We start from the raw sequence: 15,704 nt of genomic DNA, 5'->3' as shown, positions 1-15,704 counted from the left end.
CGGTCTGCGTCAGCCGTCCGAGGATAGAGCCCCCGCCCCGCGTTGCCAGTTACGCGCCTCCCGTCGCGTCGGCGACCTCCACGGTCAGCTCGATGCGGGGCTCGGCCTTGAGCGAGGCGCCGATGAAGCAGCGCCGGGGGACATCCTGGAAGAGGGCGCGCACCACCTCCGCGTCCGCCTCGCTCTTCACCCGCACCACCGGGCGGATGATGACCTCGGTGAAGCGGATGAGCCCCTCGCTGTCCGCCGCCAGCGTCCCCACCGCGCTGCTGCGGTAGGCCGAGCACTGCACCCCCTTGCGGCGAGCCATGGAGAGGAAGGTGAGCAGGGTGCATGACTCGGCGGCGCCCAGCAGGAGCGTCTCCGGTCCCCAGCGCCCCGCCTTGCCTCCGAACTCCGGGGGGGAGCCAAAGGTCAGCCCTGGCAGCCCGGTCGAGGCGAGCTCGCCCTCCAGCTCCTGGCTCCAGCTCAGGCTCGTGTCGTAGGTCCAGCTCTTGGTCCGTATCGGCATGGTCTTCTCCTGGCTACTCGCGGGCTCACACTCCCAACGCCCGGTAGATTCCTGTCTCCGCCCACGTGGGCACATCCGTCGGGCGCGAGGTCCACCAATTCAGTGGAATGGTGCGTCGCTGTCGCACATGGCCCGGGAGCCGCCCGTCCGGGATCTGGTTGTTCGCATCCAGCACCCCGTGCGTCAGCTTCCCGTCGAAGAGGACGAAGCGGTTGGGGCGCGGCGCCACCAACGTCAGGTCATCCAGCCTTCGCGGTGCCAGCGAGGGGTTGTCGGGATCCGGAGGCTGCCGGGTGACGGCCAGCGCCCCGCCCCGGGCGCGGTTGAGGAAGAGCACGGAGGACAGGCGCGGGTGTACGAGCTTCCCGGTGCGCAGCGCCAGCTTCTCATCCCGGTCCTGGTGGAAGTCCACGCGCACGTCCGTGGTGGACATGCGGCTGAGCCACCACTCCACGCCCGCGATGCGGCGCCGGCCCACCACGCGGGGATGCAGGGCGAGGATGGCCTCCTCCACCACGTTGGTGGGCTCGCCGAAGTCGTACCAGAACGTCGTCTGATAGGTGTTTCGCAGGCGTTCGGTGCCCAGCGCCCCCACGCGCCGCAGCAGGCGGCGGAAGAGCGGCTCGGGCAGGGCGCCATCTGTGAGCTGGACGAGGGGTTCCACGGCGAGGAGGAGCTTCCGCCGAATGGAAGGTAGGCGCCACTCCCATTCGCCGCTAGGCTGCGCCACCCCTTTCCACGAGGCACGAGAACCCCGGATGAAGGCACACCAGAAGATGCTCGTGGGCATTGTCCTCGGCACCGTGGCCGGGCTTCTGGCCCACTGGCTGGCCGGGGACTCCGCCTGGCTCTCGTGGACGGTGACCAACATCACCCAGCCCGTGGGGCGGATCTTCATCCGCCTGCTGCTCATGCTGGTCGTCCCGCTGCTCTTCTCCGCGCTCGTCATGGGCGTGTGTGAGCTGGACCTGAAGCAGCTCGGCCGGCTCGGGGCGAAGACGTTCGGCTACACCGTGGTGCTCTCCGCCATCTCCGTGCTCCTGGGACTGGTGCTGGTCAATGTGCTCCAGCCCGGCGCCGGCTTCAGCCAGGAGGCCATCGCCGCCGCTCGCAGCAACCCCTCGGCGCTCAAGTCCGCGCCCACCCCGAGCAACACCTCGCCCGCCGCGCTCATCGTCAGCATGGTGCCGGACAACCCCATCCGCACCGCTGCTGACGGGGACATGATCGGCCTCATCGTCTTCGCCCTCATCTTCGGCGCGGGGCTCGCCGTCACGCAGACGCCCGCCGCGCTCAAGCTGCGCGAGGTGCTACAGGGGCTCTATGACGTGATGATGCGGCTCATCGAAGGCGTGCTGAAGCTGGCGCCCATCGGCGTGGCCGCGCTGCTCTTCTCCGTGATGGCGCAATTGGGCGTGGAGGTGCTGGGCTCCATCCTCTCCTACGTGGCCGTGGTGCTGCTGGCGCTCGGGCTGCACATGTTCGGCGTCTACTCCCTGGCCATCCGTTTCCTGGGAGGCCGCAACCCCATCTCCTTCTTCCGAGACGTGCGCCTGGCCATGGTGACCGCCTTCTCCACCGCCTCCTCCAGCGCCTCGCTGCCCACCGCGCTCAAGGTCGCCGAGGAGAACCTCAAGCTGCCGCGCCACGTCTCGCGCTTCGTCCTCACCGCCGGCTCGGCGATGAACCAGAACGGCACCGCGCTCTTCGAGGGCGTCACCGTGCTCTTCATCGCCCAGGTCTATGGCGTGCCGCTGAGCCTCGGTGACCAGGCCGTCATCATGTTCATCTGCGTGCTGGCGGGCATCGGCACCGCGGGCGTTCCCGCCGGCTCCCTGCCGGTCATCATGATGATCCTCGGCCTGTTCAAGATTCCGCCCGAGGGCATCGGCCTCATCCTCGGCGTGGACCGCTTCCTGGACATGTGTCGCACCACCCTCAACGTCACCGGCGATCTCGCCGCCGCCCTCTACGTCGCCCGGGGCGAGCCGGACGATCCCGAGCCCTCCACCGCTCCCGCGGAATCGTCCGCATCCTGACGAGGCCCACGCGAGTCATGGGCAGCCGAGGAGACGAGCGCTATACGCTCCCTTGTCTCACCCTGCGCGCGGCCCCGAGCGCTCGCATCCTTTCTGTGAAGCAGTCCTACCCGTAGCCAGCAGCACCCGAGGAGTCTCCTCAATGAAAGTCGCCAAGGATCGAGTCGTCGAACTGGAGTACCGGCTGCACCTGGGAGACGACCAGGTCGTTGACGAGAGCGAGCCTGGCAAGCCTCTTTCCTACCTGCATGGGCGCGGGCAGATCGTCCCCGGGCTGGAGGGCCAGCTCGAGGGCATGGGCATCGGTGATGCCAAGAAGGTGGTGGTGCCTCCCGCCCAGGGCTACGGCGAGCATGACGCCCGGGGCCTCCAGGAGGTGCCGCGCACCATGTTCCCGGCCGATGCCGAGCTCAAGCCGGGCATGCGCCTGGCCGCGCAGACGGACGGGGGCGAGGTCATCCCCATTGGCATCCACGAGGTGAAGGGGCAGACCGTGGTGGTCGATCTCAACCACCCGCTGGCGGGAAAGACGCTGCACTTCGATGTCACCGTGCGCGGCGTGCGGGATGCCACCGCCGAGGAGCTCACCCACGGGCACGCGCACGGCCCGGACGGCCACGACCACTGAGCGTGAGATTCGGGGAGAGCGCTCGTTCCAGCGGGGCCGTTGAACTATCTTTGCGGCCCCAATGAGCCACCCCGTCCCGAACGAGCCGACCCCCCACGTCTCCTCCGCCACCGTGGCGGGCTCTTCGCCTTCACCGGCGCAGGACCCCGAGCGCTACTGGCTGGAGAACGTCTACCAGGGTGGGGCGCGCCAGCTCACCGTGCGTGCCGTCATCTCCGGCATGCTCATCGGTGGGGTGATGTGCCTGTCCAACCTGTACGTCATCCTCAAGATGGGGTGGAGCATGGGGGTGACCATCACCTCCTGCATCCTCGCCTACACCGTGTTCAGCGTGCTGCGGCAGCTCAAGCTGCTGCGCACGGAGTTCACCCCTCTGGAGAACAACGCCATGGGCTCGGTGGCCTCGGCCGCCGGGTACATGACGGGCGGCGGCAACATGATCGCCGTGCCCGCGGTGCTCATGCTCACCGGGGTGCTGCCCAGCTCAGGGTGGTTGATCCTCTGGTTCACGGTCGTCGCCATGCTGGGCGTCTTCGCGGCCATCCCCATCAAGCGCCAGCTCATCAACATCGAGGCGCTGCCGTTCCCCACCGGCACCGCCACCGCGGAGACCATCAACGCGCTCCACGGCCACGGGGAAGTGGCGCGCCAGAAGTCGCGGCTGCTCGGGCTCGCGGGGTTGATTGGCGCAGTGATTGCCGTGGCCCGTGACGCCCGGAGCGCGTGGATGGAGGTGCGCTTCCCGGAGTGGCTGCGCCTGCCCTGGTTGCCCGCGGAGTGGAGCCTGCCGTTCACCCTGCGGGGTCGCCCCGCGGGAGATTGGACCCTGGCCATTCAGCCGAGCCTGCTACTGGTGGGGGCCGGGGCGCTGATGAGCTGGAAGACGGGCTGGTCCATGCTGCTGGGGGCGGTGCTCACCTACGGCTTCCTGGCGCCGGCCATGGCGGACCCGTCCGTGGGGGCCATCACCGTCATCTCCTATAAAGGTATCAACGGGTGGATGTTGTGGACGGGGGCCGCGGTGCTCATCACCTCGGGCCTGCTGTCCTTCGCGCTCGAGTGGCGCAGCGTGGTGCGCTCGTTCCGGTCCCTGTCGGGGCTGTTCGGCAAGAAGGAGGAGGCGCCCGTGGATCCGCTGGCCGGCATCGAGTGCCCGCCCGCCTGGTTCCCGATGGGCTTCGCCATCCTGGGCCCCATCGTCGTGGTGCTCATGGCCTACCTCTTCAAGATTCCCCTGTGGGCGGGAATCATCGCGCTGCCGCTCGCGGTGCTGATGGGCATCATCGCCTCGCGCGTCACTGGAGAGACGGACAACACGCCCACCAAGGCGCTGGGGCCGGTGACGCAGTTCATCTACGGGGGCATGGTGCCCGGCAACATCACCGCCAACCTGATGGCCGCCAACGCCACGGGCGGCGTGGGCCTGCACTCGGCGGACCTGCTCACGGACCTCAAGTCCGGGTGGTTGCTCGGCGCCAACCCCCGTCAGCAGTTCTTCGCCCAGCTCTTCGGCGTGGTGGCCGGGGCCCTGGTGGTGGTGCCGGCCTTTCACCTGATCATCGATGACCCGAAGCTGCTGGGCTCCAAGGACTTCCCCGCGCCGGCTTCGCTGGTGTGGGCGGGCGTGGCGGAGATGCTCTCGAAGGGGCTGTCGTCGCTGCACCCGACCGCCCGTGTGTCCGCCGCGTGTGGCGCGGTGCTGGGCATCGCGCTGGTGCTGCTGGAGCGCCTGGCCCCCAAGCGCCTGAAGCCCTTCATTCCGTCGGCCTCGGGCTTCGGGCTGGCCATCGTGTTGCCGGCCTCCAACTCCTTCAGCTTCTTCATCGGGGCGGCCACCGCCGAGGTGCTCCGCCGCTTCAAGCCGAAGCTGTCCGAGGCCGCGGTGCTCCCGGTGGGCTCGGGCTTCATCGCGGGCGAGAGCCTCATGGGCATCGCCATCGCGATGCTCAAGGCCCTCAAGTTCATGCCCAAGTAGGCGTTACGAGCGCCCCGGGGGGCGGCGGCCGTCCTTGGGGCCGTTGGGGGGCGGGGTGGGCTTGGCGCCGCGCTGCTTGAGCGTCCAGTAGCGCTGCTGGAGCGAGAGGTTCAGCGGGTTGGCCGTCAGCGCCTTCTCGTACTCGGACAGCGCCAGCTCCCACTTGCCCTGGGACTCCCAGGCCGAGGCGGTGGTGGCGTGGATGCGCTCCTTCGTCTCCGCGCCCGGGTGCGCCTGCACGAAGCGCACTCTCAGCGCCTCGATTTCAGTGGCCGTCATGCCGCTGGCCATGCAGCGCGCCACGCCCGCGTAGTTGCCCCGCCACGCGTCGTGTTCGATCCGCTGGCGCGGCTGGCCCAGCGTCTCGGCGGCCTTCTCCACGCGCGAGCGCATCTCCCCCAGGTCCTTCGCCTGGCGCGCCGACAGCGGCCGGGCGGCGATGGTGTCCAGCGCCGTCATCGCGGCGCGGGCGTGCTGGCGGATGTCGTCGAAGGTGGCGTTCTGCGGCAGCGACAGCATCACGTAGGGGTCGCTGTTCATGCGCTGCAGCAGCATGGCCAGCAGCGCCTCGGCCTGGGGATCATCCTGCGCGGCCTTGGGCGCGGCCGGGGGCGGGTTCTGCCCCTGGGCCATGCGGTTGAGCACGTCGCGCACCTCGGTGGACAGCTCCACGAACTGCACGGCGAAGCCCGCGCGCATGCCCCAGGAGGCGGCCTGGGCCGGGGTGACGTGGCGCACCACCTCGCCCGTGCAGGGCAGGTTCCGGTTGCTCAGCTCCAGGGTGAGCGGCAGGCGCGCGCGCAGCGGGGGCAGGGTGTTGTCGGTGCAGAGGAACACTCCCGCGCGGCTCAGGTCCGTACACGCCAGCCGTACCGGCTCGGCCCCCGGCGAGAGGGTGACGCGGGCGATGACGCCGATCGCCATGATGGCGCCGGAGGCTCGCGCGGGCGCCGGCGCGGTGGGCGCGCTGCCCATCATCGTGTCCGAGGCCCCGCCGGAAGCCGGCTGCACGGCGCGCATCTGGGTGGAAGGGCGAACCGGGGGCTGCGGCGGCGGTGGCCGGGCGATGAGCGCCTGCTCCAGCGCGGTGCGCATCTCGGAGGCGCTGCGAAAGCGGTCCTCCGGGCGCTTGGCCATGGCGCGCATGACCACCTGCGAGAGCACCACCGGCACCGAGGGGTTCGCTTCGTGGGGCGCGGCCGGCATCTCCTGCAGGTGGGCGTGCAGCAGGCTGCCCAGCCCGCCCTTGGCGAAGGGGGTGCGGCCCGTGAGCAGCTCGTAGGCGATGATGCCCAGCGCGTACAGGTCCGTCCGCCCATCCGAGACCTTGCCGGACCACTGCTCGGGCGCCATGTACTCGGGGGTGCCGATGATGGTGCCCAGCGAAGTCTGCCCGTTGGGCTGCGAGCCGTCGAAGAGCTTGGCGATGCCGAAGTCCAGCACCTTCACGAAGTGCGGCGTGCGGTCGTGCCGCACCAGGAAGATGTTCTCCGGCTTGAGGTCGCGATGCACCACGCCGTTGACGTGGGCCGCCTGCAGCGCGTCGCACACCTGCGTGAGGATGGGCACCACCACCGCGGGCGTCTGCGGGCTGCCCGTCATCGATGACAGCGGGCTGCCCTCCAGGTACTCCATGACCAGGTAGTGCCGGCGGGGCGGCACCACGTTCATGTCGAAGATGTTGATGATGTTCTCGTGGCCGATCATGTTGACCGCGCGCGCTTCGGCCAGGAACCGCTGCACCAGCGCCTCGTTGGAGGCGAAGTGCTCGTGCAGGAACTTCACCGCGACCTTGGAGCCGATGACGGTGTGCTCACCCAGGTAGACGGTGCCCATGCCGCCTCCGCCCAGCTTACGCACCAGGCGGAAGCTGCCCACCACCGCGCCGATCAGCGGGTCGGTGGGGGGAGGCGTCGGGGCGGAGCCGCCCTCCAGCGCGGGCTCGGACTTGGGCGGAGCCCACCACTGCTCGGGGCTCTTCGCGTCCGGACGCAGGTTGGTGGGCGACAGGGAGTCCTGAGGAACGGGGGCGGGGCTACCCATGAACGCGGTCTTGTCGGACCGCTCGGAAGCGCCCGCCTCCGACTCGCTCGGGTGGTCCTTCGGCTTGGAGGAACTGGGATCCACGCCTGGTACGCCCTTCTCCCCGCTGAATGGTACGCCCAACTTACAGTGCGAAACCCGCGCACGGTGGTGTGTCACGTACTCGCAACACGGGCAGCTTAATTGTCTCTCTCTTTAAGAGAAAAGAAAGCCCCCCGTGCAAACGTTTCGTGACGGTGTACGGGGGCCGGGTCAGCGCGGAGGCGTCAACCCTTCGGGTAGCCGGCGCAGCAGGTTCAGCAACCGCAGGGAGGAAGACATGCTTCCCTGGATTTCCCAGGGATCGATGCGGTCTCCCCCGTTGGTGAACTGCGGCGAGAGGACGAAGACGCGGACCCGGGCGCGGGCGAGCATGGCCTGGAAGCGCTCGTCCCGCAGCAAGCCCCGGCTCACCCGGAGCTGAGGGGCGGGCTGGAAGAAGTCCAGGTCCAGGGAGACCCAATCGGCCTGGGTGGCGGAGGGCTGGTCGAGCACTTGACGCCAGCCCAGCTGCTCGGTGTCCAGGGTGGAGGGGACGAGGCAGGAGACGCCGATGTCCCGGCCGCTCATGCGGGAGGTGCGCGTACCGGTACCGGTGGTGAAGAAGATGTCCGGGTCTGCCAGGACGGAGGCCCCCGTGTCCGGCCGCTTCAGCCCCTCGAAGAGCTTCCACCACGTGGCGGCTTGCTGTGGCGTCCGGGCCTCGAGGTAGCTGTCCTTGCACCAATCCGAGTGCCGGTCCGCGTGGAAGAGGGCGCGGGGCAGCTCGCCAGTGGTGCGGTAATGGTAGAGCGCCACGTCCAGCATGTGGTGGTCGCGCAGCACGTAGTCGGCCTGCCCCGCGCGGCCGCGCAACACCAGGACGGTGCCCCGCAGCACCGTGTCGAGCGCCTCCCGGCGCAGCGTGTCCTGCCAGGGGGCCTCGGCGAAGGTGAGCTGCTGGCCCTCATAGGGCTTCTGGCCGGCCTCGCCCACCACGTCCTCGGGGCCGGACCAGCGGCGCACCTTGGCCTCGAAGCGCTCCGCCTCGCCGTCGGCGAGCACCTCGCGGGCCACGTCGCGGATGTCGCTCCGGGTGCCGGGCTCGGGGAGCGCGGGGGTGAAGCCTCCGGGCGTGCCTGGGCCTGTCACCGCGCGGAGCTGGAACGCGTAGGCGGCGTCCGTGGGCCGCTTCCAATCGGAGTACCGGATGAGCACGTGCGAGTCTCGGGGAGCGCCTGCCCGGTTGCTCCCGGGGAATGAAGGGCGAGCAGTCAAGGGAGGTGAACGGCCAGGGCCCCGCGAAAATGCCACCCCGAGGGGCCGGGCGCCTCACTTTCCCTTCGTCAGCTCCGTGGCGAGGAAGGCGCCCGCTTCGGCCAGTCCCGCCGCCATCATCTTCTGGCCCTGCTCGGTCTCCATGACGCGCCGGGCGGCGTCTCCGGCGGTGCCGATCTCCAGGTCCAGCAGCATCATGAAGGCGCTCCAGGCGGGGTTGGTGTCCAGGGCCTTGCCGTAGCGCAGGGGCCGTTCCTGGAGCGTGGTGGCCACCTTCTCCAGCAGCTTCTCCTCGTCGAGCCGCTTCACCCGGCCCTTCATCGCCTCCCAGGTGGCCGCCAGCAGGTCCTCCCAGATGTGGCCGGCCAGGGCTCGCGTCAGCCGCTGGGAGGCCTCCTGCTCGTCGATCTGGTGGGCCCGGGCGTAGGTGGGCACGAGGCGGTTCACCACCACGGGGCGGTTGGCGAGGTGGCCGAGTCTGGGGGGATATCTCACGGGGAGTCTCCTCTATCTCAAAAGGGGGACCGGCCCTACTGGAGCGGGAGGCAGGCGCACGAGCAGATCCAGCACCCGGTCCAGGGGATCGCCATCTTCCGCCTCCACGCCGAACGCGGAGGGGGGCACGCCTTTCCGTGTGGCTTCCACGAGACCTCTCGAGAGGGCCCGGCAGTGTAGTCCAGGTGTGTCCGTGCGAGCCTCCGCCGCGCGGGCTTGGTACCCTCGGCGGCGCGATGAACTGCCCACGTTGCGACAAAGTGATGGCCGAGGAACAGCTGGAGCCCGAAGTGCGGACCCTGCGGTGTCCCCAGTGCCAGGGCCGATGGGTGGAAGGCCAGGACCTGCGGGTGCTGGAGCAGACGGTGGACATGCGGGTGGTGGAGTGGCGCCGGCTGCCTTCCGAGGAGCTCCAGGTTCGGGAGATTGCCTGCCCTCGCTGTCAGCCGGCTGCCATGCTGAAGAAGGTGAAGAGCGAACGAGATCGCCGCGTGCTGCTCGACGTGTGTGAGCGGTGCCAGGGCGTCTGGCTGGACAAGGGCGAACTGGAGGCCATCCAGCAGATGGGGCTCGTGGCGGCGATCGTCGACGCGGTGCGCTTCATCGCCAGGACGTAACCCCCGGTTCGCGCAGGGGAAAAAGCCACGTCCCAGGTCTTCCCGCGCCAGGGGCGGAGGGCCGGCGCGCGCTCCGAGGAATGTCAGACCCGACCGGTAGTCTCTCCTTATTCCCGCAACGGCAAGGAAGGGTCGACCATGGCTGAAATCCGTGAGAATCCGTGCGTCTCGGTCAACAAGCTGGGCCAGTACCTCACCGCGACGCCCGCGCTGCGCAAGCGCATCATCCACGCCCAGAAGAACCCGCCGGACCCCCAGTACCTGCGCTACCCCGAGGCCGCCCAGGCCATCGTCGAGTACCTCTGCGGAGGCCGCGACGAGGTGATTCTTCGCTACCACCAGCGCCGGCTGCTCAACGCCGCGCCCGAGTCGGACTTCGACGCCCACCGGATGGCGCTGTGCGCCGAGGCGCTCCAGCACTTTCTGGCCTCCGCCAACGAGCTCTCGCTGACGAACGCCGTGGCGAGCCCCGCGGACGTGGAGCTGCCTCCGCTGGAGATGGCCGGCGTCACCATCAACGTGCGGCCGGAGATCATCCTGCGCAGCGTGGACCGCCACGGGGAGATGCACTCGGGGCTGCTGAAGCTCTACTTCGCCAAGCACAAGCCGCTGGATGAGCAGGCCGGGCAGTACATCACCACGGTGCTGCAGCGGTACGCGGAGCAGCACCTGACGCAGCGTGGACCCGTGGACCACCGCCTGGTGCGCGTGTTCGACGTGTTCGCGGGCAAGGTGTTCGTGGCGCCCAAGGCGCAGCAGCGTCGGATGGGTGACCTGCAGCTGGCGTGCGCGGAGATCTCCGCGCTGTGGCCCATGAACTGAGCTGACGGCTGCGGGGAGGGGGAGTGGCAGGACTCCCTCTCCCTGTCAGTCGATTTTGACGCTGGAGAAGGAAGCGCCGGCGATGACGCGGAAGGTGGGCATGTCCATGGCCCGACCCAGGCCCGGCCCGCCGAGCACGTAGAGGTCCAACCACGGCAGCGCGTGGCGGCGGATGGCCAGCAACACCTCGCCGCCCACCTGGCCGCCCGACAGCGGAATGCCCACCAGCGCGCTTACCTCGCCGCGCGTCTTCTTGCCTCCCAGGGAGGTGACGGTGGCGCCCACCCGCAGCTCGTTGCCCAGCACGTCGTGCTCTCGCTGTGAGCGCTCCGAGAAGTCCTTCCGGGAGCGGAGCAGCACCCCCAGGTCGGCGCCCATCTGGAAGCCCTCCGACTGGAGGCCCGCCTGGAGCCGGGGCAGCAGCATGAAGCCCTCGCGGGCGAGCGCCGAGGAGCTCCCCACGGGCAGTCCGCCCGAGACGTCCACCGCGAGGTTCAGCGGCGCTCCGTTCTGGGCCTGGAGCAGCCCCGCGCGCACGCCGAGCCACGGGGTGCCCAGCCCGGCCTTCGCCGGCGGGACCATGTCCAGCACCCGAGAGCCGGACTGGTTGAGGATGAAGGGCAGCTGGGCCCCCACCTGCAGCCAGGGCAGCACGCCGTAGGCCGCGGTGACGTGGGTGGAGAACTTGCCCTCCACGACTCCCAGCCCCGCCTGGGGATCCCACCCCTCCTCGAAGGAGAGGGGCATCTGCTCGTACTGGAGCTGCACCGAGGCTCGGAAGACGCCCTGTCCCAGGGTTCGCCCCGTGCCCACCACGAGCGAGCCGAGCGCCCCCGGGTCGAACTGCAGCCGCTCCAGCTCGAAGCCGGGCAGGGGGCGGTGCTCGTACTGGGCGAAGGCCCCCGTGGGCAGCAGGGCCAGCGCCAGCAGGCAGAGGGCGGACAGAAGGGGGCGGAACATCGGCGCCTCTTTCATCGAGGGTGTGTCAGTTGCGCAGGCCGGGGGCCTCCTGGCCCGTGCGCGCCACATACTCCGTGTAGCCGCCACCGTACTGGTGGATGCCCTCGGGCGTCAGCTCCAGCACCCGGTTGGACAGCGCCGCCAGGAAGTGCCGGTCGTGGCTCACGAAGAGCATGGTGCCCTCGTAGTTCGCCAGCGCGGTGATGAGCATCTTCTTGGTGGCCATGTCCAGGTGGTTGGTGGGCTCGTCCAGCACCAGGAAGTTCGGCGGGTCATAGAGCATCTGCGCCAGTACCAGCCGCGCCTTCTCACCACCGGAGAGCACCCGGCACTTCTTTTCGATCTCATCGCCCGAGAAGCCGAAGCAGCCGGCCAGCGCCCGCAGCGAGCCCTGCGAGGCGCGGGGGAAGCGGTTCACCAGCGAGTCGTACACGGTGAGCTCCGGCTCCAGCACCTCCATGGCGTGCTGGGCGAAGTAGCCCATCTTCACGCTCGAGCCCACCGTCACCGCGCCGTCATCCGGCCGGGACTCGCCGGCGATGAGCTTGAGCAGGGTGGACTTGCCGGCCCCGTTCACGCCCATCACGCACCAGCGCTCGCCCCGGCGCACCAGGAAGTCCAGCCCGTCGTAGATGCGGCGCTTGCCGTAGCCCTTCACCACCTGCTCCAGCTTGGCCACGTCATCGCCCGAGCGCGGCGGCGGCTGGAAATCGAAGAGCAGCGTCTGCTGGCGCTTGGGCGGCTCCACCTTTTCAATCTTCTCCAGCTTCTTCACCCGGCTCTGCACCTGGGCGGCGTGCGAGGCGCGCGCCTTGAAGCGCTCGATGAACTTCAGCTCCTTGGCGAGCATGGCCTGCTGGCGCTCGAACTGGGCCTGCTGCTGGCGCTCGTTCTGGGCGCGCTGCTTCTCGTAGAAGTCGTAGTTGCCCGAGTAGGTGGTCAGCGTGCCGCCGTCGATCTCGATGATCTTCGTCACGATGCGGTTCATGAACTCGCGATCGTGGCTGGTCATCAGCAGCGCGCCCTCGTAGCCCCGGAGGAAGTTCTCCAGCCAGATGAGCGACTCGATGTCGAGGTGGTTGCTCGGCTCGTCCAGGAGCATGGCGTCCGGACGCATCAGGAGGATGCGGGCCAGCGCCACGCGCATCTTCCACCCGCCGCTGAGCGCGCCCACGTCCCCGTCCATCATGTCCTGGGAGAAGCCCAGGCCGGCGAGGATCTCCCGGGCGCGGCCCTCCAGCGCGTAGCCGCCCATCTCCTCGTAGCGGCCCTGCACCACGCCGAAGCGCTCGATGAGCTTCTCCATCTCATCCATGCGCTCGGGGTCGGCCATGGCGGCCTCGAGCTCCTTGAGCTCGGCGGCGACCTTCGCCACGGGGCCGGCGCCCTCCATGGTGGCGGACACGGAGCTCATGCCCGACATCTCGCCCACGTCCTGGTCGAAGTAGCCGATGGTGACGCCCCGGTCGACCGAGACCTGGCCTTCGTCCGGGTGCTCCTGCTGCATGACCATGCGGAAGAGGGTGGACTTGCCGGCGCCGTTGGGGCCAACCAGGCCGACCTTCTCGCCCTTGTTGAGCTGGGCGGAGGCCTCCACGAAGAGGATCTGATGGCCGTGCTGCTTGCCGATGTTGTCGAGGCGAATCATGCGAGCTTCCTGGGAAGGGGGCGCCTACCTAACACAGGCCCCAGGCGCTTGGGGGATGCCCTGAAACCCCCCAGGTGACACGGAGCTTCCCTCCATGCAATCGGGATTCCGCTTGCCCGTAAGGCCGCTCCCCGGGGCAGGGGGTGCGCTTCCGCTCCGGGCCATGCCATCGTCGCCCCGGCTGCTCGCTCGGGAGCTCATCGGGGAAGGGGATGTATGACTGAGGTGCGCGACGATCTGCGCTTCGCCGCCAGACTCCTGCGCAAGAGCCCTGGCTTCACGGTGGTGGCGGTGCTCACGCTGGCGCTGGCCATCGGGGCCAACACGGCCATCTTCAGCGTGGTGAACGGGGTGTTGCTGCGGCCCCTGCCCTTCCCGGAGTCGGAGCGGCTCTTCTGGGTGTCGCGGCGGGACGTGGCGACCAACGTCTGGTCTCCGCTGTCCGTGCCGCAGTACGCGTTCTTGAGGCAGCAGGAGCAGCTGTTCTCGGAGCTGGCGGCCTACCCGCTGTTCACCGGCGGCTTCAACCTGAACGAGGGAGCCGTCCCCGAACGCGTGCAGGGGGCACGGGTGACGCGGTCCTTCTTCGAGGTGTTCGGGTTGCGGCCCGCGCTCGGCCGGGGCTTCCTGCCCGAGGAGGACCTGCCGGGCGGGCCCCAGGTGGTGGTGCTGAGCCATGAGCTGTGGCAGCGCCGCTTCGGAGGCCGGCGGGAGGTGCTGGGCCAGTCCGTGACCCTCAATGGCGAGAGTCATACCGTGGTGGGCGTCGCGCCACCGGGCTTCCGCTATCCGGAGACCGCGCAGCTCTGGACTCCGCTGCGGCTGGATCTGGTCGCAGCGGAGAACTCGCACTACCTCGTGGTGGTGGTGCGGATGAAACCCGGGATATCCCTGGAGCGTGTGGACGCGCTGGTGCGGGAGCAGGGTGAGCAGCTTCGGGCGAGCCAACCCGACTTGCTCCGTCCCCAGACGGTCTTCCAGGTCCACGCGCTCCGTGAAGCCATCGCTCGGCAGACGGGACCGGCGCTGCTGGTGCTGCTGGGAGCGGTGGTGCTGCTGCTCCTCATCGCGTGTGTGAACCTGGCCAACCTGCAGCTTGCCCGCGCCACGGGCCGGGAGCGGGAGCTGGCCTTGCGCACCGCGCTGGGGGCCACGCCGGGCCGCATCGCGCGACAGTTGCTCACCGAGAGCGTCCTCCTCTCCGGCGCGGGAGGCGTGCTGGGGCTGCTCCTGGCGGTGGTGGCCCTGCCGGGGCTGCTGGCGCTGTCGCCCGACAGGCTTCCGCTGCAGGAGGAGATCCGCATCGACGGCGCGGTGCTGGCGTTCACCCTGGGCGTGTCCATGCTCGCGGGGCTGTTCTTCGGGGTGCTGCCCGCGTGGCAGGCCTCCCGGATGGAGCCGCGGGGCTCACTCCAGGTCAGCGCCATGCGCGCCACCCTGGGGGTGAAGGGGAGCCGCACACGCCAGGCGCTGGTCGTGGGGCAGATGGCGCTCGCGGTCATCCTGCTCATCGGCGCCTTCCTGATGGTGAAGAGCTTCTCCCGGCTGAGGGGCGTGGACCCAGGCTTCGACCCGACGGGCGTGCTGACGATGAAGCTGTCGGTGCCCGAGGTGCGCTACCGCCGGCTCGAGGACTTCCAGCGGTTCGTCCAGCGCGTGGTGGAGCGGGGGCAGGCCGTGCCGGGCGTCGAGGCGGTGGGCTTCACGCTGACGCTGCCCTTCGAGGATGGACCCGGGACGGATTTCGCCCTTCATGGCGCCTCGCGGGACGGGGAGCGTTCGGGAACCGGATTCGCGCTCTACCGGGCGGTGACGGGGGGCTACTTCCGGGCGCTGAAGCTCACGCCGGTGCGCGGGCGGCTGCTGGATGACCTGGATCGGCATGGGAGCCGGCCGGTCGCGGTCATCAACGAGGCCGCGGCGCGGCGCTACTGGCCCGGGAAGGACCCGATCGGACAGTTCGTCACCCTGGCGTCCTCGCTTCCGCTGATGATGGACCCGGTGCCTCGGGAAGTCATCGGCGTGGTGGGCGACGTGCGCGAGCGGGGGCTGCATGAGGAGACGCCCGTCGTCATCTACCTTCCGCTGACGCAGATCTCCGAGACGTTCCATGCGCGGTACATGACCCTGATCCCGCTGAGCCTCCTGGTCCGGGGCTCGGGGGAGCCGGGAGCGCTCGCGGCCGCCGTGCAGCGCGAGGTCCAGACGGTGGACCCGCAGCAGCCCGTCTCCGATGCCGTCTCGATGGAGACGCTCGTCACCCGCTCCATGGGCCCACGGCGCTTCAGCACGCTCTTGATGGGGCTGATGGCGGGGCTGGCGCTGGTGCTGGCCACCCTGGGCACCTATGGCGTGCTGTCCTATCTGGTGAACCAGCGGACCCAGGAGCTGGCGGTGCGGCTGGCGCTGGGAGCCACGCGCTCGCAGGTGGTGTGGCGGGTGATGCGCCGGGGGCTGTTCACGGTGGGGGCGGGGCTGGTGCTGGGCGTGGCGGGAGCCTTCGGGCTCACCCGCCTGCTGTCGCACCTGCTGGTCCAGGTGAGCGCGCTGGACCCGGTGGCCTTCATCGCGGCGCCGGGCGTGCTCCTGGCCGTGGCGCTGGTGGCCACGTGGTTGCCGGCGATGCGGGCCTCGCGCGTGGACCCGATGGTGGCGCTGAGGGAGGAATAG

13 protein-coding genes are annotated in these 15,704 nt (G+C 69.6%); 6 read left to right on the top strand and 7 right to left on the bottom strand.

Translation table 11 applies throughout. The annotated features are described in order from the left end of the window. Positions 1 to 49: 49 nt before the first annotated feature. Together SYV04_RS04425 and SYV04_RS04420 are read right to left on the bottom strand one after the other, a co-directional pair. Positions 50 to 511, bottom strand: a complete 462-nt coding sequence (locus SYV04_RS04425) for an OsmC family protein (protein ID WP_321544319.1) — start codon at positions 509 to 511, stop codon at positions 50 to 52. A 25-nt stretch (positions 512 to 536) separates the two neighbouring features. Then, positions 537 to 1,175 carry a 2OG-Fe(II) oxygenase gene (locus tag SYV04_RS04420; RefSeq protein ID WP_321544318.1) on the bottom strand — a complete coding sequence of 213 codons (639 nt, stop codon included), beginning with the start codon at positions 1,173 to 1,175 and terminating at the stop codon, positions 537 to 539. Positions 1,176 to 1,269: 94 nt separating this feature from the next. Here SYV04_RS04420 and SYV04_RS04415 point away from each other — a divergent pair, with 94 nt between their 5' ends. From SYV04_RS04415 to SYV04_RS04405, 3 genes are all read left to right on the top strand, one after another. Beyond that, positions 1,270 to 2,550: a dicarboxylate/amino acid:cation symporter gene (locus SYV04_RS04415; RefSeq protein WP_321544317.1), complete on the top strand. Its 1,281-nt coding sequence runs from the start codon at positions 1,270 to 1,272 to the stop codon at positions 2,548 to 2,550. Between the two features lie 142 nt (positions 2,551 to 2,692). Continuing rightward, a complete protein-coding gene (locus tag SYV04_RS04410) occupies positions 2,693 to 3,178 on the top strand; it encodes an FKBP-type peptidyl-prolyl cis-trans isomerase (protein WP_321544316.1) in 486 nt (161 codons plus the stop codon). A 61-nt stretch (positions 3,179 to 3,239) separates the two neighbouring features. Further along, positions 3,240 to 5,153 carry an OPT family oligopeptide transporter gene (locus SYV04_RS04405; protein ID WP_321544315.1) on the top strand — a complete coding sequence of 638 codons (1,914 nt, stop codon included), beginning with the start codon at positions 3,240 to 3,242 and terminating at the stop codon, positions 5,151 to 5,153. 3 nt (positions 5,154 to 5,156) lie between these two features. Here SYV04_RS04405 and SYV04_RS04400 read toward each other — a convergent pair whose 3' ends face one another. From SYV04_RS04400 to SYV04_RS04390, 3 genes are all read right to left on the bottom strand, one after another. Then, positions 5,157 to 7,280 carry a serine/threonine-protein kinase gene (locus SYV04_RS04400; RefSeq protein ID WP_321544314.1) on the bottom strand — a complete coding sequence of 708 codons (2,124 nt, stop codon included), beginning with the start codon at positions 7,278 to 7,280 and terminating at the stop codon, positions 5,157 to 5,159. 168 nt (positions 7,281 to 7,448) lie between these two features. Then, the gene (locus SYV04_RS04395; protein WP_321544313.1) at positions 7,449 to 8,432 is read right to left on the bottom strand and encodes a hypothetical protein; all 984 of its coding nucleotides are present in this window, start codon (positions 8,430 to 8,432) and stop codon (positions 7,449 to 7,451) included. A gap of 114 nt (positions 8,433 to 8,546) precedes the next feature. Next, entirely contained in the window at positions 8,547 to 8,987 is a 441-nt protein-coding gene (locus SYV04_RS04390) for a hypothetical protein (RefSeq protein ID WP_321544312.1), read from the bottom strand. 236 nt (positions 8,988 to 9,223) lie between these two features. Between SYV04_RS04390 and SYV04_RS04385 the strand changes: the two genes are divergently transcribed. After that, on the top strand, positions 9,224 to 9,604 hold the full coding sequence (locus SYV04_RS04385; protein WP_321544311.1) for a TFIIB-type zinc ribbon-containing protein: 381 nt from the start codon (positions 9,224 to 9,226) through the stop codon (positions 9,602 to 9,604). Positions 9,605 to 9,742: 138 nt separating this feature from the next. Beyond that, on the top strand, positions 9,743 to 10,426 hold the full coding sequence (locus tag SYV04_RS04380) for a hypothetical protein (RefSeq protein WP_321544310.1): 684 nt from the start codon (positions 9,743 to 9,745) through the stop codon (positions 10,424 to 10,426). Between the two features lie 45 nt (positions 10,427 to 10,471). On the opposite strand, the gene SYV04_RS04375 is transcribed toward SYV04_RS04380, so the two are convergent. Next, positions 10,472 to 11,386, bottom strand: a complete 915-nt coding sequence (locus SYV04_RS04375; protein WP_321544309.1) for a flagellar motor protein MotB — start codon at positions 11,384 to 11,386, stop codon at positions 10,472 to 10,474. Positions 11,387 to 11,411: 25 nt separating this feature from the next. After that, positions 11,412 to 13,034 (bottom strand): ABC-F family ATP-binding cassette domain-containing protein, encoded by a 1,623-nt coding sequence (locus SYV04_RS04370; protein WP_321544308.1) that lies wholly within the window; start codon positions 13,032 to 13,034, stop codon positions 11,412 to 11,414. Between the two features lie 216 nt (positions 13,035 to 13,250). Between SYV04_RS04370 and SYV04_RS04365 the strand changes: the two genes are divergently transcribed. Continuing rightward, positions 13,251 to 15,704 carry an ABC transporter permease gene (locus SYV04_RS04365; protein ID WP_321544307.1) on the top strand — a complete coding sequence of 818 codons (2,454 nt, stop codon included), beginning with the start codon at positions 13,251 to 13,253 and terminating at the stop codon, positions 15,702 to 15,704.

Origin of the sequence: Hyalangium ruber (assembly GCF_034259325.1) — a bacterium.
In the GTDB taxonomy this organism is placed as follows: Bacteria; Myxococcota; Myxococcia; order Myxococcales; family Myxococcaceae; genus Hyalangium_A; species Hyalangium_A rubrum.
The sequence above is the reverse complement of the archived record's forward strand: the minus strand, read 5'-3'. Positions and strand labels throughout refer to the sequence as shown.

Bases quoted from the DNA above. Each gene is read 5' to 3' on its own strand.
- SYV04_RS04380 (WP_321544310.1), top strand. From the start codon at position 9,743: ATGGCTGAAATCCGTGAGAATCCGTGCGTCTCGGTCAACAAGCTGGGC.
- SYV04_RS04405 (WP_321544315.1), top strand. From the start codon at position 3,240: ATGAGCCACCCCGTCCCGAACGAGCCGACCCCCCACGTCTCCTCCGCC.
- SYV04_RS04365 (WP_321544307.1), top strand. From the start codon at position 13,251: ATGACTGAGGTGCGCGACGATCTGCGCTTCGCCGCCAGACTCCTGCGC.
- SYV04_RS04415 (WP_321544317.1), top strand. From the start codon at position 1,270: ATGAAGGCACACCAGAAGATGCTCGTGGGCATTGTCCTCGGCACCGTG.
- SYV04_RS04410 (WP_321544316.1), top strand. From the start codon at position 2,693: ATGAAAGTCGCCAAGGATCGAGTCGTCGAACTGGAGTACCGGCTGCAC.
- SYV04_RS04370 (WP_321544308.1), bottom strand. From the start codon at position 13,034: ATGATTCGCCTCGACAACATCGGCAAGCAGCACGGCCATCAGATCCTC.
- SYV04_RS04375 (WP_321544309.1), bottom strand. From the start codon at position 11,386: ATGTTCCGCCCCCTTCTGTCCGCCCTCTGCCTGCTGGCGCTGGCCCTG.
- SYV04_RS04385 (WP_321544311.1), top strand. From the start codon at position 9,224: ATGAACTGCCCACGTTGCGACAAAGTGATGGCCGAGGAACAGCTGGAG.
- SYV04_RS04425 (WP_321544319.1), bottom strand. From the start codon at position 511: ATGCCGATACGGACCAAGAGCTGGACCTACGACACGAGCCTGAGCTGG.